This is a genomic window from Geodermatophilus sp. Leaf369, from assembly GCF_001424455.1.
GTDB lineage: Bacteria > Actinomycetota > Actinomycetes > Mycobacteriales > Geodermatophilaceae > Klenkia.
In genome coordinates, this window is record NZ_LMQA01000001.1 from 1079194 (window position 1) to 1101708 (window position 22515).

The window sequence follows — 22515 nt, forward strand, 5'->3', positions numbered from 1 at the left end:
GCCGGGCTCAGCCGCCGAGCTGGGCCCGGCGGGCGCTGGGCGTCATGCCGAACCGGGCGCGGAACACCCGGCAGAAGTGCGCGTGGTCGGGCAGCCCGTGCCGGGCGGCGACCGCCCCGATCGGCAACGCCGCTGCGGCGGGGTCGACCAGGGCGCGCCAGCAGCGCTGCAGCCGCTGCTCCCGCAGGTGCTCGACCACCGTCGTCCCCGAGGCCCGGAAGACCCGGTTGAGGTAGCTCAGCGAGATGGCGCAGGCGTCGGCGATGTCCTGGGGGGTCAGCTCGGCCTCCCCGAGGTGCTCCTCGACGAACCGCTCGGCCCGGTGCAGGTGCAGGTCGGTGCTGCGGGCGGCCGGTGCCTCGCTGCGCACCAGCGCCACGATCAGGTCGCCCACGGTCTGCGCCATCGCCGCCGCGACCGGCCCGGCCAGCTCGTCGCCGTCCAGCCGGTGCAGCGCGGAGAGGAAGGGCGGGACGGTGGCGGCGACGCCGAAGCGGCCGTCGAACCGGACGGCGGTGGCCCGGGCCATCTCGGCGGCCGACAGCGGCAGCAGCCGCTTGGGGTGCAGGCACACCGAGTAGGCGAACGAGCCGGTGGTCTCGAAGACGAAGGGCCGGCTGCTGTCGTAGAGCACGAAGTCCCCGGGCCCGATGACCGCCTCCCGGCCGTCCTGGACGACCAGCGTGGTGCCCTGCCGGGCCAGCGCGATCTGCAGGTAGTCCTCGTCGGCCCGCCGGACCAGGTTCTCGGTGCGGGCGAAGCGGTGCGGACCGGCCTCGATCTTGCGGACCAGGGTGTCCCCCACGTCCGCCGCCGTCACCCGCCCCCGGCTGGGCACGTCCTCCAGCGGGCGGACGTCGAGGGTCACGAACTGGTCGCAGACCGCCTCGCGCCAGAACTCCGCCCGGTCCGGGCCGACCACCGTCGACGTGTCGATGGTGGTGATGGCCATGCCCGATCGTGGCCCACGAACATCACGCTGTCACTACGCGGACGTGTCCGGCGTCTCACGAGGCCAGCGCCAGCACCTCCCGCTCCTCGGCCCGGGCCCGGACGTCGGCGTCGCTGCAGAACCCGAGGCCGCTGCGCTTGAGGCACAGCAGGCCCACCAGCCGGCCCTCGGCGTCGACGACGGCGAGCCGGCGGCGGCCCTGGGCCAGCAGGTGCGCGTGGGTGCGCCCGAGGTCGGCGGCCGGGCCCACCGTGCGTCCCCGGAGGCGGCCCAGCCCGCCGACCGGGGTGTCCGCCGCGGCACCGACGAGGTCCTCGCGCTCGACGACGGCGAGCAGCCGGCCCCCGTCGACGACGAGCAGGGCGTGCAGGTGGTCGTCGTCGAAGAGGGCCCGCGCCTGACCCACGGTGGTGTCCGGGGGGCTGGTGCGGGGTGCGGACAGCGCCGCCTCCGACACGGGCACGCCGTGCGTCGTCGTCCCCCGGCACGGTCCGGTCACGGCGCCCCCTCCCTCCACGCTGTCCTCACGGCGAGCCTGCCCGGCGGGGCGGCGGCGGTCTTGGCCCTGCGTGCCGTGCCCTTGTCGCTCGGCACACCCGGGGCCCGGGCCTCAGCCGCGGGAGCGGATCCAGTCGGGCAGGACGCCGGCGTCGAGCACCCGCTCGCGCAGCGGGGTGACCAGCTCGACCAGCCGCTCCGTCCCCTCCGCGCCCAGGTGCGCCCAGCCGTCCACGGCGAGGAAGTCGGTGACGGTCTCGACGTCGTCCCGCAGGGCCTTCCCGGCGTCGGTCAGGCCGTCGTCCCCGACCAGGCCGCGGGCCCGCAGCCGCTCGGTGCCGGCGGTCCACTCCTCGTCGCTCCAGCCGCGGGTGGTGCGGACGAACTCCAGCGAGTTCGAGGCCAGCCCGCCGGTGACCAGCGCCTCGACCGGGTCCAGACCCGAGGACAGCAGCGCGGTGACGTGCCCGTCGCCGCGGTGCTCACGCAGCAGCAGCCCGGCGTGCCAGAGCTGCATGAGCGGGTCCTCCGGCCACGGCTGGGCCGACCACGCCCCGTAGACCGGGCGCCCGGCGGCGGACAGCCCCGCGCAGGCCTCCCGGGCCAGCTCGACGGCCTCGGCGACGTCGGGCTCGCCGAGCACGTCGTGCAGCCGGGTGGCGACGCCGTCGGCCCGGGCCGCGGCCCACTGCTCGGGCGTGCCGGCCTCCCACACGGCCGGGACGGCGGCGGACACCAGCGACGGGGCGAACACGTAGAAGGTGGCGACGACGAGCTCGGGGCCGCAGGGGCCGAAGGCCGAGCCGCGGGCGGCGAAGTAGCCGGCCCGGGTCGCGGGGACACCGAACCGGTCGTAGGCCTCGTTCACCTCGGGGGCGAAGAAGCCGACCACGTGCAGGGTCTCCAGCGAGCCCCAGGCGCGGCGGGCGAGGGCGGGGGTGACGGTCATGCCCCGATCCTGCCCCGGCCCGGCAGAACCCTCAGACTGGGAGGTGTGAGCGCACGTGCCTGAGGGCCACACCCTGTTCCGCCTGGCCCGGGACCAGCACCGCGCCTTCGCCGGGCGCGAGGTGCACGTCACCAGCCCGCAGGGCCGCTTCGCCTCCGAGGCCGAGCTGGTCGACGGGCGGGTGCTCGACGAGGTGACCAGCTGGGGCAAGCACCTGTTCGCCGCGTTCGGCCCCGACGTCGTCCACGTGCACCTGGGTCTGTACGGCAAGTACACGACCGGCACCGGCCTGCCGCCCGAGCCGCGCGGCGCGCTCCGGATGCGCTGGGAGGGCCCCGGGGACGACGGCGAGGGCGTCTGGACCGACCTGCGCGGGGCGACCGCCTGCGAGCTCATCACCGACGGCGAGGTGCAGCTGATCCTGGACCGGCTGGGTCCGGACCCGCTGCGCAGGTCCGACCCGGAGAAGGCGTACGCCCGCATCTCGCGCAGCCGGGTGACCATCGGCGCGCTGCTGATGGACCAGGCCGTGCTCGCCGGTGTCGGCAACGTCTACCGGGCCGAGCTGCTCTTCCGGCACCACGTGTCGCCGTTCCGGCCGGGCAAGCAGCTCGACCACGAGACCTGGACGGCGATGTGGGCCGACCTGGTCACGCTGATGAAGGCCGGCGTGCGCTCGGGCCGCATCGTCACGACCCGCCCGGAGGACCGGACGAAGAAGCGCGGCACCCCGACCCGGGGGGACGCCTCCTACGTTTACCGGCGCACCGGCCAGCCCTGCCGCTGGTGCGGGACACCGATCGCGACCGAGGTGATGGTCGGCCGCAACCTGTTCTGGTGCCCGACCTGTCAGGCGGTCTGAGCCCTCAGGCCAGCCGGCCCTTGGCGGGATCGCCGGCGGGGACCGGGCGCACCACCTGCACGTCGAAGGGCGCGGCCAGGTCGTCCTGGACCCGCGCGGCCAGCCCGGTGAAGGTCGCGCCGCCCCCGTGGGCGTTCAGCGCCGCGGCGTCGGCCCAGCGCTCGACCATGACGAGCACGGTCTTGCTGGCGTACAGCGCGTAGAGCTCGCACCCCGGCTCCTCGTGCACCAGCGGGACCACCTGCTCGAAGGCCTCCCGCACGGCGTCGAACCGCTCGGGCCTCGGCGTGATGGTGGCGATGACGGTGACCGACACGGGTGGTCCTCCAGGAGACGGGGGTGCTGGCCTGGTGCAGACCGCACCGGCGGGGTCAGGATGCCAGGTGTGACCGACGCCGCAGGTCCTGCCCACCGCTCCCGTCCGCTCCGCGTGGCGGTGGTCGGTGCGGGCCCGGCCGGCATCTACGCCGCGGAGGCCCTCGCCGACCAGGACGACGTCCCGGTGGCGGTGGACCTGGTGGACCGGCTCCCCACGCCGTTCGGGCTGGTCCGGCACGGCATCGCCCCCGACCACCACAAGATGCGCGCGCTGGCCGACACCCTGCGCCGGACCCTGGACCACGACCGGGTCCGCTTCGTCGGCAACGCCGAGCTGGGCTCCGACCTCACCGTCGCCGACCTGCGGGCGCACACCGACGCCGTCGTCTACACCCACGGGGCCTCCGGCGACCGCCGGCTGGGCATCGACGGGGAGGACCTGCCCGGGAGCATCGCCGCCACCGACCTCGTGGCCTGGTACACCGGGCACCCCGACGCCGACCGGGAGCTCGTGGAGACCGCGCTGGCCCGGGCGCACGACGTCGTCGTCGTCGGGGTGGGGAACGTGGCCCTCGACGTCGCCCGGGTGCTGGCCCGCTCCCCCGGCGAGCTCGCCGACACCGACATGCCCCAGCACGTGCTCGACGCCCTCGCCGCCGCCCCGGTCGAGCGGATCACCGTGCTCGGCCGGCGCGGACCGGCGCAGGCCACGTTCACCACCCAGGAGCTGCGCGAACTGGGCCACCTGGAGGCCGCGGTCGCGCTGGTCGACACCGCCGGGCTCGACGACGAGAGCGCGGTGCGTGCCGTCGCCCGGAACCTGGCCACCCTCCGCGAGTGGGCCGACCACGAGCCCCTCGCCGGGAGCGTGAGCGTGCGGCTGCGGTTCTTCGCCCGGCCGGTCCGCCTGGAGGGCACCGACCGCGTCACCGGCGTCGTCGTCGAGCGGACCACCGTGGACGCCGCGGACCGGCTGACCGGCACCCGGGAGATCGACACCGTCCCGGCCGACCTGGTCGTGCGCTCCATCGGCTACCAGGGCCGCAGCCTGCCCGGGCTCCCGGTCGACGACCGGACCGGCGTGGTGGCCAACGAGGCCGGCCGGGTGCTGCGCGACGGGGTGGCCAGCCCCGGGGAGTACGTGGCCGGCTGGATCAAGCGCGGGCCGACCGGGGTGGTCGGCACCAACAAGCACGACGCCCGGGAGACCGTCGCGGCGCTGCTCGAGGACGCCGCGGCGGGTCGACTGGGCGCCGGCGGCCCCGAGGACGACCTGGTCGACACCCTCCTCGCCCGCGGCGCCCACCCGGTCCTGCTCGACCACTGGCGGGCGATCGACGACGCCGAGACCGCGCTGGGAGCCACCCAGGGCCGCGCCCGGACGACGATCCACGACCGCGCTGCCCTCCTCGCCCACGCGCACGCCACCCCTCGGCGTTGATCAGCTCCGACGACCAGAGTGCGTCCTCCTCCACCGGCGTCGGTGGCTGAGGACGCACATCGGTCGTCCCACCTGATCAACGCCGGGGCGACCACGCACGACGGCGCCGCCCGACCCGGGGTGGGTCGGACGGCGCCGTCGTCAGGTGCCGGGGTGAGCCGGCGGGTGGGTCACCCCTCGGTGCGCCGACGTCGGCCGACCAGCACCAGCGCGGTGCCGACCAGGAGGACGAGGAACCCGCCGACGAGCGGGACCAGGGTGTCCACACCGGTGTAGGCGAGGTAACCGCCCCCGGTGCGCGGGCCGCTGCCCGTGACCGGGGTCCCGGAGCCCGGACCACCCGCACCCACGACACCGGTCCCGGGGCCACCCGGGGCGTCGGCGAGGTAGGTGAAGCCGAGGGTGGCCGAACCGCCCGGCGTGGTCACGACCACGTCGACCAGGCCTGCGACGCCCGGAGGCGTCACGAAGGTCAGCTCGGTCGGGCTGACCACCGTCACCGGCACGTCGACACCGCCGACGGTCACCGTGGTCTGGCCGGGCACGAAGCCCGTCCCGGTCACGGTCACCGTCGTGCCCCCGCCCACCGGGCCGGTCGCCGGGGTCAGCGAGTCGGCCGTCGGGGCACCGGGGACGACGACCGGCTCGAGGTAGGTGAACCCGAGCGGAGCCGTCGTCCCGCCCACCGTGGTGACCACCACCTCGACCGTGCCGGGGACGAGCCCGGGCGGGGTGACGAGGGTGAGCTCGGTCGGGCTGAGCACGGTGGACGGGACGGGGGTGCCCCCGACGGTGACCGTGGTCTGACCCGGGACGAAGCCCGTGCCCGCGACGGTCACCGTGGTGCCGCCGACCAGCGGCCCGGTGGCGGGGGTGAGGGACGTGGCCGTCGGGGCGACGGGCACGACCACCGGGGCCACGTAGGTGAAGCCCACCGGCGCCGACGTGCCCGTCGGCGTGGTGACCGTGACCTGCGCCAGTCCCGCCGTGCCGGGCGGGGTGAGGAAGGTCAGCTCGGTGTCGGAGACCACCTCGACGTCGGCGGCCGGGACGGTGGTCCCGCCGATGACGACCGTCGTCCCCGCCACGAACCCGGTACCGGTCAGGGTCACGGGCGTACCGCCCGCGGTGGGACCGCTCGCCGGGGTGATGCCGCCCACCGTGGGCAGTGCGGGCGCCACGTAGGAGAAGCCCACCGGACCCGACGTGCCCGACGGCGTCGTCACCGTGACCTCGACCAGGCCCGCGGGGTCACCCGGGGTCAGGAACGAGATCTCCGTGGCCGACACGACCGTGACGTCCTCGGCCAGGACCGTGTCGGTCCCGATGGTCACCGAGGTGGCCCCGTCGACGAACCCGGTGCCCGTGAGGGTCACCGGCGTACCGCCGGCCACCGGCCCCGAGGAGGGGGCGATGCCGATGACCGTCGGGGCCACCACGACCGGGGCCAGGTAGCTGAACCCGACCGGCGCCGACGTGCCCGACGGCGTCGTCACCGTGACCTCGACCAGGCCCGCGGGGTCACCCGGGGTCGAGAACGAGATCTCCGTGGCCGACACGAACGTCACCGCGGTGGCCGGGACCACGTCGGTCCCGATCGTCACCGACGTCGCGCCGTCGACGAACCCGGTGCCGGTCAGCGTCACCGGCGTCNATCACCCGGGGTCGAGAACGAGATCTCCGTGGCCGACACGAACGTCACCGCGGTGGCCGGGACCACGTCGGTCCCGATCGTCACCGACGTCGCGCCGTCGACGAACCCGGTGCCGGTCAGCGTCACCGGCGTCCCGCCGGCCACCGGCCCCGAGGAGGGGGCGATGCCCGTGACCGTCGGGGCCACCACGACCGGAGCCAGGTAGCTGAACCCGACCGGCGCCGACGGCCCCGACGGCGTCGTCACCGTGACCTCGACCAGACCCGCGGGATCACCCGGGGTCGAGAACGAGATCTCCGTGGCCGACACGAACGTCACCGCGGTGGCCGGGACCACGTCGGTCCCGATCGTCACCGACGTCGCGCCGTCNTCACCCGGGGTCGAGAACGAGATCTCCGTGGCCGACACGAACGTCACCGCGGTGGCCGGGACCACGTCGGTCCCGATCGTCACCGACGTCGCGCCGTCGACGAACCCGGTGCCGGTCAGCGTCACCGGCGTACCGCCCGCGGCAGGACCCGAGGACGGGGCGATGCCCGTGACCGTCGGGGCCACCACGACCGGGGCCAGGTAGCTGAACCCGACCGGCGCCGACGTCCCCGACGGCGTCGTCACCGTGACCTCGACCAGGCCCGCGGGGTCACCCGGGGTCGAGAACGAGATCTCCGTGGCCGACACGACCGTGACGTCCTCGGCCAGGACCGTGTCGGTCCCGATGGTCACCGAGGTGGCCCCGTCCACGAACCCGGTGCCCGTGAGGGTCACCGGCGTACCGCCCGCGGCCGGACCGGAGGTCGGCGTGATCGTGGTGACCGTGGGGGCCACGACTGCCGGGGCCTGGTAGGTGAAGCCCACCGCGCCGGAGGTGCCTGCGGCCGTGACCGCCCGCACCTCGACCAGACCGGCCGGGTCACCCGGGGTCAGGAACGAGATCTCCGCGGCCGACACGACCGTCACGTCCTCGGCCAGGACCGTGTCGGTCCCGATCGTCACCGACGTCGCCCCGGCCACGAACCCGGTGCCGGTCAGCGTCACCGGCGTACCGCCGGCGACCGGACCGGAGGCCGGGGTGATGGTCGTGACCGTGGGGACGGCGGGTGCGACGTAGGTGAACCCGACCGGGGTGGACGTGCCCGACGGCGTGGTCACCGTGACCTGGACCAGACCCGCGGGGTCACCGGGGGTCGAGAACGAGATCTCGGTGGCGGACACGACCGTCACGTCCCCGGCCGGGACCGTGTCGGTCCCGATGGTCACCGAGGTGCCGCCGTCGACGAACCCGGTGCCCGTGAGGGTCACCGGCGTACCGCCGGCCACGGGACCGGACACCGGGTCGATGCCGGTGACCGTCGGGGCGACCACCGCCGGCGCCAGGTAGGTGAAGCCCACCGGGGCCGACGTGCCCGCACCGGTCGTGACCGTCACATCGACCAGACCCGCGGGGTCACCCGGGGTCAGGAACGAGACCTCCGTGGCGGACACGAACGTCACGTCGCCCGCCAGGACCGTGTCGGCGCCGATGGTCACCGTGGTCGCACCGTCCAGGAAGCCCGAGCCCGTGAGCGTCACCGGCGTACCGCCCGCGACCGGACCGGACGACGGGGCGATGCCCGTGACCGTGGGGACGGCGGGTGCGACGTAGGTGAAGCCCACCGGGACCGACGTGCCCGCACCGGTCGTGACCGTCACGTCGACCAGACCGGCCGGGTCACCCGGGGCCAGGAACGAGACCTCCGTGGCGGACACGAACGTCACGTCCCCTGCCGGGACCGTGTCGGTCCCGATGGTCACCGAGGTGCCGCCGTCGACGAACCCGGTGCCGGTCAACGTCACCGTCGTACCGCCGGCCACCGGACCGGACGACGGGTCGATGCCCGTGACCGTCGGGGCCACCACGACCGGAGCCAGGTAGGTGAAGCCGACCGGAGCCGACACCCCCGCAGGCGTGGTCACCGTGACCTCGACCAGGCCGGCCGGGTCACCCGGCGTCAGGAAGGAGACCTCGGTGGCGGACACGAAGGTCACGTCCTCGGCCGGGACCGTGTCGGTCCCGATGGTCACCGAGGTGTCCCCGTCGACGAACCCGGTGCCCGTGAGGGTCACCGTCGTGCCGCCGGCCACCGGACCCGACACCGGGTCGATGTCCGCGACGGTGGGGGCACCCGGGACGACGGGCGCCTCGTAGGTGAAGCCCACCGGCGCCGAGGTGCCTGCCGTCGTCGTGACGGTCACCTCGACCAGCCCGGCCGGGTCACCGGGGGTCAGGAAGGAGACCTCGGTGGCGGACACGAACGTCACGTCCCCGGCCGGGACCGTGTCGGTCCCGATCGTCACCGAGGTGCCACCGGCGACGAACCCGGTGCCCGTCAGGGTCACCTGCGTCCCGCCGGCGACCGGACCCGACACGGGGTCGATGCCCGTGACCGTCGGAGCGACCACGGCCGGGGCGACGTAGGTGAAGCCCACCGGCGCCGAGGTGCCCGCCGGCGTCGTGGCCGTGACCTGGACCAGACCGGCCGGGTCACCCGGGGTCGTGAACGAGACCTCGGTCGACGACACGAAGGTCACCGCGGTGGCCGGGACCACGTCGGTCCCGATCGTCACCGAGGTGCCCCCGGCGACGAACCCGGTGCCCGTCAGGGTCACCGGCGTACCGCCCGCGACCGGACCGGACGAGGGCGCGATGCCCGTGACCGTGGGGGCGGCGGGTGCGACGTAGGTGAAGCCCACCGGAGCCGACGTGCCTGCACCGGTCGTGACCGTGACGTCGACCAGACCGGCCGGGTCACCCGGGGTCGTGAACGAGACCTCGGTCGGGGACACGAACGTCACGTCGGCCGCCAGGACCGTGTCGGTCCCGATCGTCACCGACGTGGCCCCGTCCACGAACCCGGTGCCCGTGAGCGTCACCGGCGTGCCACCGACGACCGGACCGGACGACGGGTCGATGCCCGTGACCGACGGGGCGGCAGGTGCGACGTAGGTGAAGCCCACCGGGGCCGACGTGCCGTTGACGGTGGTGACCGTGACCTGGACCAGACCGGCCGGGTCACCGGGGGTCGTGAACGAGACCTCGGTCGGGGACACGAACGTCACGTCGGCCGCCAGGACCGTGTCGGTCCCGATCGTCACCGTGGTGCCACCGTCGACGAAGCCCGAGCCGGTGAGGGTCACCGGCGTACCGCCGGCCACCGGGCCCGAGGTCGGCGAGACGGCGGTGACGGTCGGGACGACGGGCGCGACGTAGGTGAAGCCGACGGGCCCGGAGGTGCCCGCAGGGGTCGTCACCGTGACGGCCACCAGGCCGGGCGGGTCACCCGGGGTCGTGAACGAGACCTCCGTCGAGGACACGAAGGTCACCGCGGCGGCCGGGACCGTGTCGGTCCCGATGGTCACCGACGTCGTTCCGGCGACGAACCCGGTGCCCGTCAGGGTCACCGTCGTCCCGCCGACGGCCGGGCCGGACACCGGGTCGATCCCGACCACGGTGGGGGCGACCACGACCGGGGCCAGGTAGGTGAACCCGGCCGGGGCCGACGTGCCGTTCGGCGTGGTCACCGTGACCTGCACCAGGCCGGCCGGGTCACCGGGCGTGGAGAAGGAGATCTGGGTCGGGGACACGAACGTCACGTCACCGGCCGGGACCGTGTCGGTCCCGATCGTCACCGACGTCGCGCCGTCGACGAAGCCGCTGCCGGTCACGAGGACCGACGTCCCGCCCGCGTCCGGACCCGAGGAGGGGGCCAGGGTCACGACGGTGGGGGCAGGGGGCGCGAGGTAGGTGAAGCCGGCCGGCCCGGACGTGCCGTCGGGGGTGGAGACGGTGACCTGGACGAGTCCGACCGGGTCACCCGGGGTCAGGAACGACACCTCGGTCGGGGACACGAACGTGACGTCCGCCGCGGCGACCGTGTCGGTCCCGATCGTCACCGACGTCGCGCCGGCGACGAACCCGGTGCCCGTGAGGGTCACCGACGTGCCGCCCGCAGCCGGGCCCGAGTCGGGGTCGATGTCGGCGAGGGTCGGCCCGGCCGGGACGACCGGGGCCACGTAGGTGAAGCCCACCGGGACCGAGGTCCCCGAGGGGGTGGTCACCGAGACGTCGACCAGGCCGGCCGGGTCACCGGGGGTCAGGAACGACACCTCGGTCGACGACACGAAGGTCACCGCGGTCGCCGGGACCGTGTCGGTCCCGATCGCCACCGAGGTGCCGCCGGCGACGAACCCGGTGCCCGTCAGGGTCACCTGCGTCCCGCCGGCGACCGGTCCCGACGACGGGTCGATCCCGGTGACGGTGGGGGCCACCACGACGGGCGCCTGGTAGGTGAAGCCCAGCGGCGCGGAGGTCCCCGCCGGGGTGGTCACGGCGACCTGGACGAGCCCGGCGGGGTCACCGGGGGTCAGGAAGGAGAGGCTGGTGGCGGAGAGGACCGTGACGTCTCCGGCGGCCACCGTGTCGGTGCCGATGCTCACCGTGGTCTGGCCCGCGACGAAGCCGGTCCCCGTGAGGGTCACCGGGGTGCCCCCGCCCACGGGCCCCGACGTCGGGTCGATGGTGACGAGGGTCGGGGCGTCCGGCGCCTGGTAGGTGAAGCCCAGCGGGCCGGACACGCCGTCCGGCGTCGTCACCCGCACGGCCACCAGACCGGCGGGGTCACCCGGGGTGACGAAGGTCAGCTGGGTGGGGCTGACGACCGTCGCCGGGACCGTGTCGGTCCCGATGGTCACCGTGGTGGCTCCGGTGACGAAGTCGTCACCGGTCAGCGTCACCGTCGTGCCGCCGGCGACGGGTCCGACGGCCGGGTCGATGCCGGTCAGGCCGGGCACCGCGAGGTAGGTGAAGGGCAGCCCGGGGGTCGAGGTGCCGCCGGGGGTGTTGGTCACGCTCACCGTGGTCGGGCCCGCAGGTCCGCCGGGGGTGGCGAAGACCAGCGAGGTCGGGCTGGTGACGACGACCTGGTCGGCGGGGACGACGGTGCCCCCGACGGTGACGGAGGTCAGGCCCTGGAAGAAGCCGGACCCGGTGACGGTGACCGACGTGCCACCCTCCTCCGGCCCGGAGCCCGGGGTCAGGCTGGTGGCCGTGGGTGCGACCGCAGCGGGCGACTCGCAGGTCGCTGCGCCGATGACGATGGACCCGGCGTTGACCGAGGTCAGCCCCAGGACGTCGAGTCGGAGGGCGATGGTCAGCGCGGTCGCCGACGCGGCGCTGGCCGAGACCGTCTCGGTGGAGGGCGTCACCGTGGCGACGAGGGTCGCCGCCGGGAGGCCGGCGACGCTCACCGGGACGGACACGACCGCCCCGGCCGTGGCCGAGACCGTGGTGCCGAAGACGCTGAGCCCGGCGACCACGGTGTCCGCGGTCGGCGTGCCGCCCGCGGGGCAGGACACCGTTCCGCTCAGGGCGCCCGCCCGGATGGGGAGGCCGAGGACGGAGAGGGCCAGGTCCTCCACGCCGGAGGCGGAGGTCGAACCACCCTGGTTCGAGGACGAGGACGCCGTCAGCGTCCCGTCGCTCGCTGCCACGCCGAGCAGGCCGGCACCCAGGCCGGCCGCGAGGTCCACGACGGCTGCCTGGCCGCCGGGGGGCGCCGCGGACTGCACGAGGTCGACGTTCGCGTTGAGCACCGGCACCACGAGGGCCGGGGTCAACGGGGGGATGCCCGGGACGGTCACGGTGGCGTTCAGGTCGATGTCCAACGCCTGCGCGCGGGCGTCACCGGGAGCGGCGTACGCGGGGGTCGCCGTCAGCGCCACCACCGCTCCCACGAGCACGGCCGCGCCGGTGCGCGACCAGGTCTTCCACGTCACAGAGGTCCTCCGTCGTCCAGCCGGTCCCACCGCCCCGTCCGGGGCAGCACGAATACGGCTCAGTCCGTTTCGGTAAGACCATCGGTCGGGACGGAAGGGATCCGGAACAAGACCGCCCGTTCGTGGAGACGGGTGGGACACATGCGTTCGATGGGGTGAATGAGTTCGACGGTGCTCACCCGACCGCTCGCGCCGTCACCGGTCGTGGTCGCTCCGGACGCACAGGAGCCCCCCGTCGACCATGTCGACGGGGGGCTCCCGGGTGGTGCGAGGGGCGGTCAGCCGCTGTTGCGCAGCGCCGTCGCCACCCCGTTGATCGCCAGCTGGATGCAGCGCTTGACCAGCTCGTCGTCGTTGCCCGAGCGGCGCCGGCGCAGCATCTCCACCTGCAGGTGGTGCAAGGGCTCCAGGTAGGGGAAGCGGTTGCGGATCGAACGCGCCAGCGAGGGGTTGTCGGCCAGCAGGTGGTCATCGCCGGTGATCGCCAGCAGCATCCGCACGGTCCGTTCGTGCTCAGCGGTGATCACGTCGAACACCCGGTGCCGCAGTTCCTCGTCGGGCACCAGCGAGGCGTAGCGGGCGGCCAGCTCCAGGTCGGTCTTGGCCAGCACCATCCCCATGTTGGACAGCACGGTGCGGAAGAACGGCCAGCGGCCGTGCAGCTCCTGCAGCCGGGCGAGCCGGGCCGGGTCGCCGTCCACCCACGACTCCAGCGCCGTCCCGGTGCCGAACCAGCCCGGCAGCATGATCCGGGCCTGCGACCAGCTGAACACCCACGGGATGGCCCGCAGGTCGCTGATCTTGTCCCCGGCCTTCCGCGAGGGCGGCCGGGACCCGATGTTGAGCTCGGCGAGCTCGCGCACCGGCGTGGCTGCGCGGAACCACTCCACGAAGCCCGGGGTGTCGTGCACCAGCGCCCGGTAGGCGCCCTGCGCGCGGGCGGCCAGGTCGTCGAAGAGCGCGTAGACGTCCTCGGCGTCGCCGTCCAGGCCCTCCAGCGAGAGCAGCGTGGACTCCAAGGTCGCGGCGACCAGCGCCTCCAGGTTGCGCCGGGCCAGGTGCGGCTCGGCGTACTTGGCGGAGATCACCTCGCCCTGCTCGGTGATCCGCAGCTGCCCGGCCACCGACCCCGGCGGCTGCGCCCGGACCGCCTCGTAGGAGGGGCCACCACCACGGCCGACCGTCCCGCCGCGGCCGTGGAAGAGCCGCAGCCGCACCCCGGCCTCGCGGGCCACCTCCACCAGCGCCAGCTCGGCCCGGTACAGCGCCCAGTTCGCGGCGAGGTACCCGCCGTCCTTGTTGCTGTCGGAGTAGCCGAGCATGACCTCCTGCGTGCCGCCCCGGCCGTCGACCATCGACCGGTACAGCGGCTCGGCGAGCATCGCGGCCAGGGTCTCGCCACCGCCCTGCAGGTCGCCGATCGTCTCGAACAGCGGGGCGATCATGATCGGCGACGCGGGCAGCCCGGCGTCGTCCAGGGTGACCAGGCCGACCTCCTTGAGCAGGACGGCGACCTCCAGCACGTCCGAGACCGACTCGCACATGCTGATCACGTAGTTCGGGATCGCCCGCGGCCCCAGCACGCGCACCTGCTCGGCCGCCGCGGCCAGCAGGTCCAGCTCGCCCCGGGCCAGCTCGGAGAGGTCGGCGTCGGCCCGCACCAGCGGACGCCGCAACCGGAGCTCACCGGTCAGCAGCTCGCGCCGGGCGGTCTCGTCCAGCGCGGAGTAGTCCGGGCAGACGCCGGCCCAGGCGAGGACCTCGGTCAGCACCTCCTCGTGCACCGAGCTGTTCTGCCGCATGTCCAGCCCCGAGAGGTGGAACCCGAACACCTCCACCGAGGCGCGCAGCGCGGCCAGCCGCTCGTCGGCGAGTGCGCCGGCGCCGTGGGTGCGCAGCGACGCGTCGACGACGTCGAGGTCGGCGATCAGCTCGGCCGGCTCGTCGTAGGGCTCCAGCTCGACGTCCGGCAGTGGACCGGGCACGTGTCCCACCGCGCGGACGGCGGTGGCGGCCAGCCGCCGGTAGACCCCGCGCAGCGCCCGCCGGTAGGGCTCGTCGGCCCGGAAGGGCGAGTCGTCGCGGGCCGCGTCGGCGAGGGCCTGCAGCTCCTCGGTGGGGGTGACCAGCCGCGCCGACATGGACAGCTCGTCGGCCAGGCACACCAGCTCGCCGAGGTGGTGGCCCAACGCGGTCTCCGCGGCCCGGGTGGTGGCGCGACGGACGGCGTCGGCGGTGACGAAGGGGTTGCCGTCGCGGTCCCCGCCGATCCAGGAGCCGGGCAGCAGCATGGGGGTGGCCAGCAGGTCCGCCCCGGGCCAGCGCTGCCGCAGCGCCGTCCGCAGCTCGGTGTTGATCGCCGGGACGACGGCGAACAGCGACAGGTCGTAGTAGCGCAGCGCCTCGTCGATCTCGTCCTCCAGCCGCAGCCGGGACAACCGCAGCAGCGCCGTCTGCCAGAGGGTCAGCACCTCCCGCCACAGGTGCGCCGACCAGACCCGCTCGTCCTCGGCGGTCTCCCGGGTGCGCATCAGCTCGGTGACGTGCCGCTGCACCTGCGAGACGGTGCGCCGGCGGACCTCGGTGGGGTGCGCGGTGACCACCGGGGAGACCAGCGCGCCGGCCAGCTCGTGCGCGACGACGGCGGGGTCGAGGTCCGCGGCGTCCAGCAGGTCGAAGGTCGCGTCCAGCGTCCCCTTCTGCGGCGGGGAGCCCTCCCGGCGGTGGAAGCGGCGGCGGCGCTCGTGGTGCACGTCCTCGGCCAGGTTCGCCAGCAGGGAGAAGTGGCTGAACGCGCGGATCACGTGGTTGGCGCTGCGCTCGTCGAGCCCGGCCAGCATGTCGGCCAGCCCGGTCCGGTCGACCTCGGAGCGGCGGATCCGGAACGCCTCGACCCGGGCGGCCTCGACGACGTCGAACACCTCCTGGCCGGCCTGCTCGCGCACGACCTCGCCCAGCACCCGGCCCAGCAGCCGGATGTCCTCGCGCAGCGGGGCGTCGCCGGACCGCTCGTCCTCCGGGTCGTCGGGGCCCCCGGTCGGGCGGAGGTCGGTGACGTCGACGGTGGCTTCAGACACGTGCGCATCATGCCGAGCACGTGTGACGTCTCCGTGACGCGGGGAGGATGACCCGGTGGACACCCTCACCGCGACTCCCGTGACCGACGTCCGCCCCGCCGTCCACGGGGAGGGACCGACCTGGGACGCCACCCGCCGCGAGCTGGTCTGGGTGGACATCGACGCCGGCGAGGTCCGGCGGGCCACCGTGTCCCCGGCCGGGGTGGTCGCCGAGGTCGGCGTGCACCGCGGTGGGGCCACGGTCGGCTTCGTCGTCCCGGCTGCCGACGGCGGCTGGCTGCTGGGTGCCGACGGCGGGTTCACCCACCTGGACCCCGAGGGCGAGCCCCGCGTGCTGGTGGCCCTGGACCGGGAGGGCGGCACCGCCCCCGACGGCACCCGGATGAACGACGGCGCGGTCGACCCGGTCGGCCGGCTGTTCGGCGGGACGATGGCCTTCGACGAACGGACCGGCGCGGGCTCGCTGTACCGCGTCGACCTGGACGGGTCGGTGCACACCGTGCTCACCGACCTGACGATCAGCAACGGCATCGAGTGGACCGCCGACGGCCGCACCGTCTACCTGGCCGACTCCGGCGCGGCCACCGTGCGGGCCTACGACTACGACGTGGAGACCGGTTCCTTCGGCGCCAGCCGGGTGGTCGTCGACCTCTCCGACGACGACGCCGGCGCCCCCGACGGGATGGCCATCGACGACGAGGACCACCTGTGGGTCGCCGTCTGGGGCGGGGGCCAGGTGCGCCGCTACTCCCCCACCGGCGAGCTGCTCACCGTGGTGCGGGTGCCCACCGAGAACACCTCGAGCTGCGCCTTCGCCGGCCCGGAGCTGGACCACCTGGTGATCAGCACCTCGACCCAGGGCCTGTCCGACGAGGCGAGGGCCGCCCAGCCCGACGCCGGGCGGCTCTTCGTCGTCCGCCCCGGCGTCACCGGCACCCCCGCCGGCGTCTACCGCGGCCCCGTCGACGCCCTCCACCAGGCCTGACGAAGGAGGCTCTGCACCCCGTCCCCGGCCGGATGGGGGTGCAGAGCCTCCTTCGTCAGTTGATGGGCGAGCCGCCGGTGACGCCGATGACCTCTCCGCTGGTGAAGCTGGCGTCCTCGCTGGCCAGGTACACGTAGGCGCCGGCGAGCTCGGCGGGCTGGGCGGCGCGCTTGAGCTGGGACTGCTCACCGAAGCCCTCGACCATGTCCTCGGGCATCGTCGCCGGGATGAGCGGGGTCCAGACCGGGCCGGGGGCGACGCAGTTGACCCGCACCCCGACCTGCGCGAACTCCTCGGCCATGGACGTCGTCATGTTCACCAGCGCGGCCTTGGTCGCGGCGTAGGCGGCCAGGTTCGGGGACGGCGTGAAGGCCTGCACCGAGCTGGTCACGATCACCGACGAGCCGGGGGCCAGCTCGGGCTTGGCGGCCTGCAGCAGCCAGAAGAACGCATAGACGTTCGTCCGGAAGGTGCGGTCGATCTCCGCGGTGGAGAACTCCAGGACGTCGGTGACCACGTTCTGGAACGCGGCGTTGTGCACCAGCAGGTCCAGCCCGCCCAGGCCCTCGACGGTCTGGGCGACCAGGCCCTTGGCGACGGTCTCGTCGGAGATGTCACCGGGCAGCAGCAGCGCGGTGCGGCCGGCCTCGCGGACCAGCCGCGCGGTCTCCTCGGCGTCGGCGTCCTCGGACAGGTAGGAGATGGCGACGTCGGCGCCCTCCCGGGCGTAGGCGATCGCCACGGCGCGGCCGATCCCGGAGTCGGCGCCGGTGATCAGCGCGCGACGCCCCGCGAGCCGGCCGGAGCCGCGGTAGGACTCCTCACCGTGGTCGGGCGCCGGGGTGAGCTCCGCCGTCCCGCCCGGGTGCTCGATCTGCAGGCCGGGGATGGCGGTGGACGTGGGGTGCTTGGTGCGCGGGTCGATCAGGGTCATCTCGTGGTCTCCAGGTCTCAGGAACCGAAGGCGGATCGCCAGGCCGGCATCAACTCGCGCTCGGTCCACTCCAGGTAGGGCTGCTGCTGGTCGCCGCCGATCTGCACCAGGGCGAGGTGGGTGTAGCCGGCGTCCGCGTACTCCTTCGCCGCCTCGATCACGGCGTCGACGTCGTCCCCACAGGGGATCGACTCCTCGACGTCGGACTCCCGGACGAAGGCGCTGGCGGCCTCGAAGCCCGCCGTCCCCGGCAGGTCGGCGTTGACCTTCCAGCCCAGACCGAACCAGCGGAACAGCTCGTGGGCGCGGGTGACCGCGGCGGCCTTGTCGGTGCCGAAGCTGATCGGCATCTGGCCGACCCGGTTCTTCCCGGCCCCGCCCGCGGCGTCGAACATCTCGCCGAGCTCGGGCTTGGGCTCGGTGCCGATCATGACGTCGGCGTACTCACCGGCCAGCTCGCAGCTCTTCTTGCCCGACACGGCGATGCCGATGGGCACCCCGCCCTCGGGCAGGTCCCAGATCTTGGCGCCGTCGACCTCGAAGAACTCCCCGTGGAAGGTCGTGTAGTCGTCCCCGGCGAGCAGCTCCTTGATGATCTGGACCGCCTCGGCGAACATCTCCTGCCGCACGGCGACCGCCGGCCAGCCCTCCCCGACGACGTGCTCGTTGAGGTTCTCCCCCGTGCCCAGACCGAGGGTGAAGCGCCCGTCGGCGAGGATCTGCAGGGTCGCGGCCTGCTGGGCCACCACGGTCGGGTGGTACCGGAAGGTCGGGCAGGTCACGTAGGTCATCAGGTCGATCGTGGACGTGGCCTGCGCCGCGGCACCCAGGGTCACCCAGGCGTTGGGCGCGTGGCCCATCGAGTCCAGCCAGGGGAAGAAGTGGTCGCTGCTGACCGCGAAGTCGAACCCGACCCGCTCGGCCCCCACCACGTGCGCGACGAGGTCCTTGGGGCCCGCCTGCTCGGTCATCATCGTGTAGCCCAGCTGCATGCTCATGCCGCCCCGGCTACCCCCGGGGCGGCCCCCCTCAACCGCGCTCGGCGGCCAGGGCCTCCCGCAGCTTGGTCTTGCCGCTGGTGCGCAGCAGGGCGCCGGAGTAGACCCGGCCGCCGATCCGGACGACGACCGCGATGGCCGCCAGGTTGACCAGCACCGCGGCGACGATCTCCCACACGGCGGCCTCCCCCGCGGCCATCCGCACCGGCATCACCAGCGGGGAGAGACCGGGGACGAACGAGGTCACCGTGGCCAGGGTCGAGCCCGGGTCCTGGGCGGCCTGCAGCGAGACGATGAAGCCGACGACCAGCAGCAGGGTGGTCGGGGTGAGCACGCTGCCCAGGTCCTCCTGCCGGCTGACCAGCGAGGCCGCGACGGCGAAGACCGCGGCGTAGAAGGTGTAGCCGAGCACGAACCAGGCCACGACCGAGACGACGGTCGGGACGACCGCGCTGGGCACCGACACCACGTCCAGGGCCAGCGCTCCCACCACGCCGATCACCGCGATGGTGACCAGCTGTGCGAGCCCGAGCAGGCCCAGGCCGACGATCTTGCCGGTGAGCAGCTGCCAGGGCCGCATCGTCGACAGCAGGATCTCCACGACCCGGGAGGACTTCTCCTCCACCACGCCCTGGGCCACGAACTGGCCGAACAGGATGAGCAGCCCGTAGAGCACCACCACGCCGAGCAGGGCGACGAGGACGGCGGTGGTGTCGCCGTCGGCCTCGGGGTCCAGGACGACGAAGTCGATCGCCGGCGCCGGCTGCAGGTCCACGCCCTGCTGCCCGAGCTGGGTGGCCACCGAGAGGGCACCGACGGCCGACTCGGCGATGGCGCTGGCGCCGTCGTCCGAGCTGTCCTGGACGACGACCTGCGGGCTGTCACCGGCCGCCCCGAGCAGGGCGGCGTCGACGTCCCCGTCGTCGACGGCCTGGCGGGCGGCGGCCTCGTCGGCGAGCTCGGTGACCTCCACCTGCACGCCGACGGTCTCCCCCGAGCGCACCAGCGCCTGCTCGACCTGCGGGGTCCCGCCGACGACGCCGATCGTGCTGGTGCTGGTCTGCGAGCCGCTGACCAGCTGGAACACCATCAGCCCGAGGACCAGCAGCACGATGACCACCGAGCTGACGATGAAGCCCTTGTCCCGGACCCGGGTCGACATCTCCCGGCCGGCGACCAGCTTCACCTGCCCGAACGCGCTCACGCCGCCACCGCCCGGTCCGACACGGCCCCGCGGAACAGCTCGACCAGCGTGGGTTCGCGCCAGGCGAAGTGGGTCACCCGGCCGGTGGCCAGGGCCGCGGCGAGCACGGCCTGGTCGTCGGTGCCGGGGGCCAGCTCCAGCACGGTGTCCCCGCGCTGCTCGCTGACCACCCGCACGCCGGGGACGGCGCCGGCCCAGCCGGCCGGGGCGTCGGGGACCACGACCCGCAGCTGCCGGCCGGCCTCGGCCGCACGCAGCTCGGACACCGTGCCGCTGGCCACTATCCGGCCGCGGGCGAGGATGCCGACGGCGTCGCAGAGCCGCTCGACGAGGTCGAGCTGGTGGCTGGAGAACACGACGGGGACGCCGCGGTGGCACTGCTCGAGCAGCGCGTCGGCCAGGGAGTCCACGCCGACCGGGTCCAGGCCGGAGAACGGCTCGTCGAGGATGAGCACGTCGGGCCGGCTGACCAGGGCGGCGGCCAGCTGCACGCGCTGCTGATTGCCCAGCGACAGCTTCTCCACCCGCTGGTCACGCTTCTCGGCCAGGCCCAGCCGCTCGGTCCAGTGCTCGGCGGCGGCCTTGGCCTCGGCGCTGCCCAGCCCGTGCAGCCGCGCGAAGTAGACGAGCTGCTCGACCACCTTCATCTTCGGGTAGAGGCCGCGCTCCTCGGGCATGTAGCCGATCCGTCGGCGGGTGGCCTCGGTCAGCGCGGTGCCCTGCCAGCGCACCTGCCCGGCGTCGGCACGGGCCAGGCCCATCGCGATCCGCATCGTCGTCGTCTTCCCGGCCCCGTTGGACCCGCAGAAGCCGAACATCTGGCCGGGGGCGACGGTGAAGCCCACGCCGTCCAGCACCCGGTTGTCGCCGTAGGCCTTGACCAGTCCGTCGAACTCGAGCACGACACCTCTTCCTCGCGGCTGTTCCTGGCCGAGACCGTATCGAGTGGGGCCTCACCCGGCGCAGCCCGCGTCACTGGGGTGTCATCGCACCATGACCTCCACCGCCCCCGTGCCCACCGACGCCGGGCTGTCCCAGCTGCGCCACGCTGCCGGCGGGTGCCAGGCGTGCGAGCTGTGGGAGCCGGCCACCCAGACCGTCTTCGGCGAGGGCCCGGAGACCGCGCGGGTGGTCTTCGTCGGCGAGCAGCCCGGTGACCAGGAGGACCGCGCCGGCGAGCCGTTCGTCGGCCCCAGCGGCAAGCTGCTGGACCGTGCCCTGGAGGCCGCGGCCATCGACCGCCGGGACGCCTACGTCACCAACGCGGTCAAGCACTTCCGCTTCGAGCCGCGCGGCAAGCGCCGGATCCACCAGTCGCCGAACGCCGAGCACCTGCAGGCCTGCCGTCCGTGGCTGGCCGCTGAGTTCGCCGTCCTCCAGCCCGAGGTGGTGGTCTGCCTGGGTGCGGTGGCGGCCAAGGCGCTGATCTCGCCGTCGTTCCGGATCACCCGGGAGCGCGGGCAGCTGCTGCCGTGGACACCCCCGGGTGCCACCTGGCACGAGGACGACGAGGACGGCGCCCCCGCGCAGACCTGGGTGATCGCCACGACGCACCCCTCCGCCGTCCTCCGCACCCCCGAGGAGGAGCGCCCGGCCGCCTTCGACGCGATGGTCGCCGACCTCCGGGTGGTCGCCACCGCCCTGGCCTGAGCGCTCAGTCGGTCTCCGGGAACCGGGCGCCGGCGGCCAGGGTGGCACCGGGCTCGACCTGCGCCCGGCGGCCCACCAGTGTGACGTCGCCGTCCCCACCGACCGTGGCGCGCTCGCCCACCGTCACGCCGTCGTCCAGCACGGCGCGGTGCACCCGCGCGCCGGCCCGCACGACCGCGCCGGGCAGGAGCACCGAGTCGGTGACCTCGGCGCCGGCCTCCACGACGACGCCCGGGCTGAGCACCGAGCCCGAGACCCGACCGGCCACGTGGGTGCCGCCGGAGACGAGGCTGCGCTCCGCCGAGGCACCGCTCATCAACCGGGCCGCGCTCATCCGGCCACCCCGGGAGTGGACCGGCCAGCGGGCGTCGTCCAGGTCCAGCGGCGGTTCGTCGTCCAGGAAGTCCTCGTGGGCCTGCCAGTAGGCGTCCACGGTGCCCACGTCGCGCCAGTACCCCTCGAGCCGGTGCGCGCGGGCCAGTCCGTCGCGGGTCTGGGCGGGGAGCAGGTGGCTGCCCAGGTCCTCCAGCCCGTCCTCCCCTGCCTCGTCGGCGAGGGCCTCGAGGCGGTCCAGCGTGGCGCCGGGGGTGAAGACGAACACCTCGTTGGTCGCCGTCGTCGTCGCCGGGTCGTCGGGCTTGTAGGCGTAGTCGGTGACCTTCTCGCCGTCGGTCGACACGATGCCGTAGCGGGAGGCGTCGTCCGCGGCGACCTCGGTGGTGACCATGGTGACCTCCGCGGAGGAGTCCAGGTGGGCCTCGGCGACCTCCCGGTAGTCCAGCTTGTAGACCGCGTCGGAGCTGACCACGACGAGGGCGTCGGCGTCGAAGCCGCGGATCAGGTCGGCCTGGCGCCACAGCGAGTCGGCGGTCCCGGTGTTCCAGCCGCCCCGGTCGGTGCCGCGGAAGGGCGGGAGGGTCATCAGCCCGCCGTAGGTCCGGTCCAGGTCCCAGGGTCGGCCGTTGGCCAGGTGGTCCGACAGGGACGCCGGGTGGAACTGCACCGACACCCACACGTCGGCGATCTTCGAGTGCTGGCAGTTCGACAGCGGGAAGTCGATCAGCCGGTAGGCACCGGCGAACGGCACGGCCGGCTTGGCCCGGTTCTCGGTCAGCAGCTCCAGCCGGTTGCCGGCACCACCGGCCAGGACGAGCACGAGGATCTTGGGGAGGGCCATGAGCC

The 22515-nt window shown here is 74.3% G+C and carries 15 protein-coding genes and 2 pseudogenes; 4 read left to right on the forward strand and 13 right to left on the reverse strand.

Features of this window, described 5'->3' with window-relative positions; translation table 11 throughout:
* Nucleotides 1-7: 7 nt before the first annotated feature.
* The 3 genes from ASG36_RS05400 to ASG36_RS05410 form a co-directional block, all read right to left on the reverse strand.
* On the reverse strand, nucleotides 8-952 hold the full coding sequence (locus ASG36_RS05400; protein WP_055760382.1) for a helix-turn-helix domain-containing protein: 945 nt from the start codon (nucleotides 950-952) through the stop codon (nucleotides 8-10).
* A gap of 55 nt (nucleotides 953-1007) precedes the next feature.
* Nucleotides 1008-1451, reverse strand: a complete 444-nt coding sequence (locus tag ASG36_RS05405; RefSeq protein WP_162245168.1) for a CBS domain-containing protein — start codon at nucleotides 1449-1451, stop codon at nucleotides 1008-1010.
* 111 nt (nucleotides 1452-1562) lie between these two features.
* A complete protein-coding gene (locus ASG36_RS05410; protein WP_055760388.1) occupies nucleotides 1563-2399 on the reverse strand; it encodes a hypothetical protein in 837 nt (278 codons plus the stop codon).
* A gap of 55 nt (nucleotides 2400-2454) precedes the next feature.
* Between ASG36_RS05410 and ASG36_RS05415 the strand changes: the two genes are divergently transcribed.
* Nucleotides 2455-3261: an Fpg/Nei family DNA glycosylase gene (locus ASG36_RS05415; protein ID WP_055760390.1), complete on the forward strand. Its 807-nt coding sequence runs from the start codon at nucleotides 2455-2457 to the stop codon at nucleotides 3259-3261.
* 4 nt (nucleotides 3262-3265) lie between these two features.
* Here the strand turns inward: ASG36_RS05415 and ASG36_RS05420 are convergent, their stop codons facing one another.
* Nucleotides 3266-3577 (reverse strand): putative quinol monooxygenase, encoded by a 312-nt coding sequence (locus ASG36_RS05420; RefSeq protein ID WP_055760395.1) that lies wholly within the window; start codon nucleotides 3575-3577, stop codon nucleotides 3266-3268.
* A 60-nt stretch (nucleotides 3578-3637) separates the two neighbouring features.
* Here ASG36_RS05420 and ASG36_RS05425 point away from each other — a divergent pair, with 60 nt between their 5' ends.
* A complete protein-coding gene (locus ASG36_RS05425; RefSeq protein WP_055760398.1) occupies nucleotides 3638-5020 on the forward strand; it encodes an FAD-dependent oxidoreductase in 1383 nt (460 codons plus the stop codon).
* 170 nt (nucleotides 5021-5190) lie between these two features.
* On the opposite strand, the gene ASG36_RS23065 is transcribed toward ASG36_RS05425, so the two are convergent.
* From ASG36_RS23065 to ppc, 4 genes and pseudogenes are all read right to left on the reverse strand, one after another.
* Complete coding sequence (locus ASG36_RS23065; RefSeq protein WP_055760401.1) at nucleotides 5191-6666, reverse strand: IPT/TIG domain-containing protein; 1476 nt, start codon at nucleotides 6664-6666, stop codon at nucleotides 5191-5193.
* 8 nt (nucleotides 6667-6674) lie between these two features.
* A pseudogene (locus ASG36_RS23070) lies at nucleotides 6675-7028 on the reverse strand (IPT/TIG domain-containing protein); the annotation flags it as partial.
* Nucleotides 7029-7044: 16 nt separating this feature from the next.
* Nucleotides 7045-12626, reverse strand: a pseudogene (locus tag ASG36_RS23075) (beta strand repeat-containing protein); the annotation flags it as partial.
* Nucleotides 12627-12763: 137 nt separating this feature from the next.
* Complete coding sequence (gene ppc, locus ASG36_RS05440; protein ID WP_082522797.1) at nucleotides 12764-15562, reverse strand: phosphoenolpyruvate carboxylase; 2799 nt, start codon at nucleotides 15560-15562, stop codon at nucleotides 12764-12766.
* Between the two features lie 55 nt (nucleotides 15563-15617).
* On the opposite strand from ppc, the gene ASG36_RS05445 reads away from it, so the two are divergent.
* Nucleotides 15618-16547: an SMP-30/gluconolactonase/LRE family protein gene (locus tag ASG36_RS05445; protein ID WP_055760407.1), complete on the forward strand. Its 930-nt coding sequence runs from the start codon at nucleotides 15618-15620 to the stop codon at nucleotides 16545-16547.
* A 55-nt stretch (nucleotides 16548-16602) separates the two neighbouring features.
* Here ASG36_RS05445 and ASG36_RS05450 read toward each other — a convergent pair whose 3' ends face one another.
* From ASG36_RS05450 to ASG36_RS05465, 4 genes are read right to left on the reverse strand one after another with little or no spacing between them, the layout of a single operon-like run.
* The gene (locus ASG36_RS05450) at nucleotides 16603-17481 is read right to left on the reverse strand and encodes an SDR family oxidoreductase (protein WP_055760410.1); all 879 of its coding nucleotides are present in this window, start codon (nucleotides 17479-17481) and stop codon (nucleotides 16603-16605) included.
* A 17-nt stretch (nucleotides 17482-17498) separates the two neighbouring features.
* Nucleotides 17499-18479, reverse strand: coding sequence for a TIGR03557 family F420-dependent LLM class oxidoreductase (locus ASG36_RS05455; RefSeq protein ID WP_082522798.1), 981 nt, complete (start codon nucleotides 18477-18479; stop codon nucleotides 17499-17501).
* Nucleotides 18480-18510: 31 nt separating this feature from the next.
* On the reverse strand, nucleotides 18511-19683 hold the full coding sequence (locus ASG36_RS05460) for an ABC transporter permease (protein ID WP_055760413.1): 1173 nt from the start codon (nucleotides 19681-19683) through the stop codon (nucleotides 18511-18513).
* Nucleotides 19680-20585 carry an ABC transporter ATP-binding protein gene (locus tag ASG36_RS05465; RefSeq protein ID WP_055760416.1) on the reverse strand — a complete coding sequence of 302 codons (906 nt, stop codon included), beginning with the start codon at nucleotides 20583-20585 and terminating at the stop codon, nucleotides 19680-19682. The genes ASG36_RS05460 and ASG36_RS05465 overlap by 4 nt, the downstream gene beginning before the upstream one ends.
* A gap of 91 nt (nucleotides 20586-20676) precedes the next feature.
* Between ASG36_RS05465 and ASG36_RS05470 the strand changes: the two genes are divergently transcribed.
* Nucleotides 20677-21333: a UdgX family uracil-DNA binding protein gene (locus ASG36_RS05470; RefSeq protein WP_055760418.1), complete on the forward strand. Its 657-nt coding sequence runs from the start codon at nucleotides 20677-20679 to the stop codon at nucleotides 21331-21333.
* A gap of 4 nt (nucleotides 21334-21337) precedes the next feature.
* Here the strand turns inward: ASG36_RS05470 and ASG36_RS05475 are convergent, their stop codons facing one another.
* Entirely contained in the window at nucleotides 21338-22510 is a 1173-nt protein-coding gene (locus tag ASG36_RS05475) for a glucose-1-phosphate adenylyltransferase family protein (RefSeq protein ID WP_055760422.1), read from the reverse strand.
* Between the last annotated feature and the right edge of the window lie 5 nt (nucleotides 22511-22515).

What these genes read in the sequence shown, in the direction of transcription:
- ASG36_RS05400 (WP_055760382.1), bottom strand. Translation starts at nt 952, where the DNA reads ATGGCCATCACCACCATCGACACGTCGACGGTGGTCGGCCCGGACCGG.
- ASG36_RS05410 (WP_055760388.1), bottom strand. Translation starts at nt 2,399, where the DNA reads ATGACCGTCACCCCCGCCCTCGCCCGCCGCGCCTGGGGCTCGCTGGAG.
- ASG36_RS05425 (WP_055760398.1), top strand. Translation starts at nt 3,638, where the DNA reads ATGCCAGGTGTGACCGACGCCGCAGGTCCTGCCCACCGCTCCCGTCCG.
- ASG36_RS05450 (WP_055760410.1), bottom strand. Translation starts at nt 17,481, where the DNA reads ATGACCCTGATCGACCCGCGCACCAAGCACCCCACGTCCACCGCCATC.
- ASG36_RS05455 (WP_082522798.1), bottom strand. Translation starts at nt 18,479, where the DNA reads ATGAGCATGCAGCTGGGCTACACGATGATGACCGAGCAGGCGGGCCCC.
- ASG36_RS05470 (WP_055760418.1), top strand. Translation starts at nt 20,677, where the DNA reads ATGACCTCCACCGCCCCCGTGCCCACCGACGCCGGGCTGTCCCAGCTG.
- ASG36_RS05475 (WP_055760422.1), bottom strand. Translation starts at nt 22,510, where the DNA reads ATGGCCCTCCCCAAGATCCTCGTGCTCGTCCTGGCCGGTGGTGCCGGC.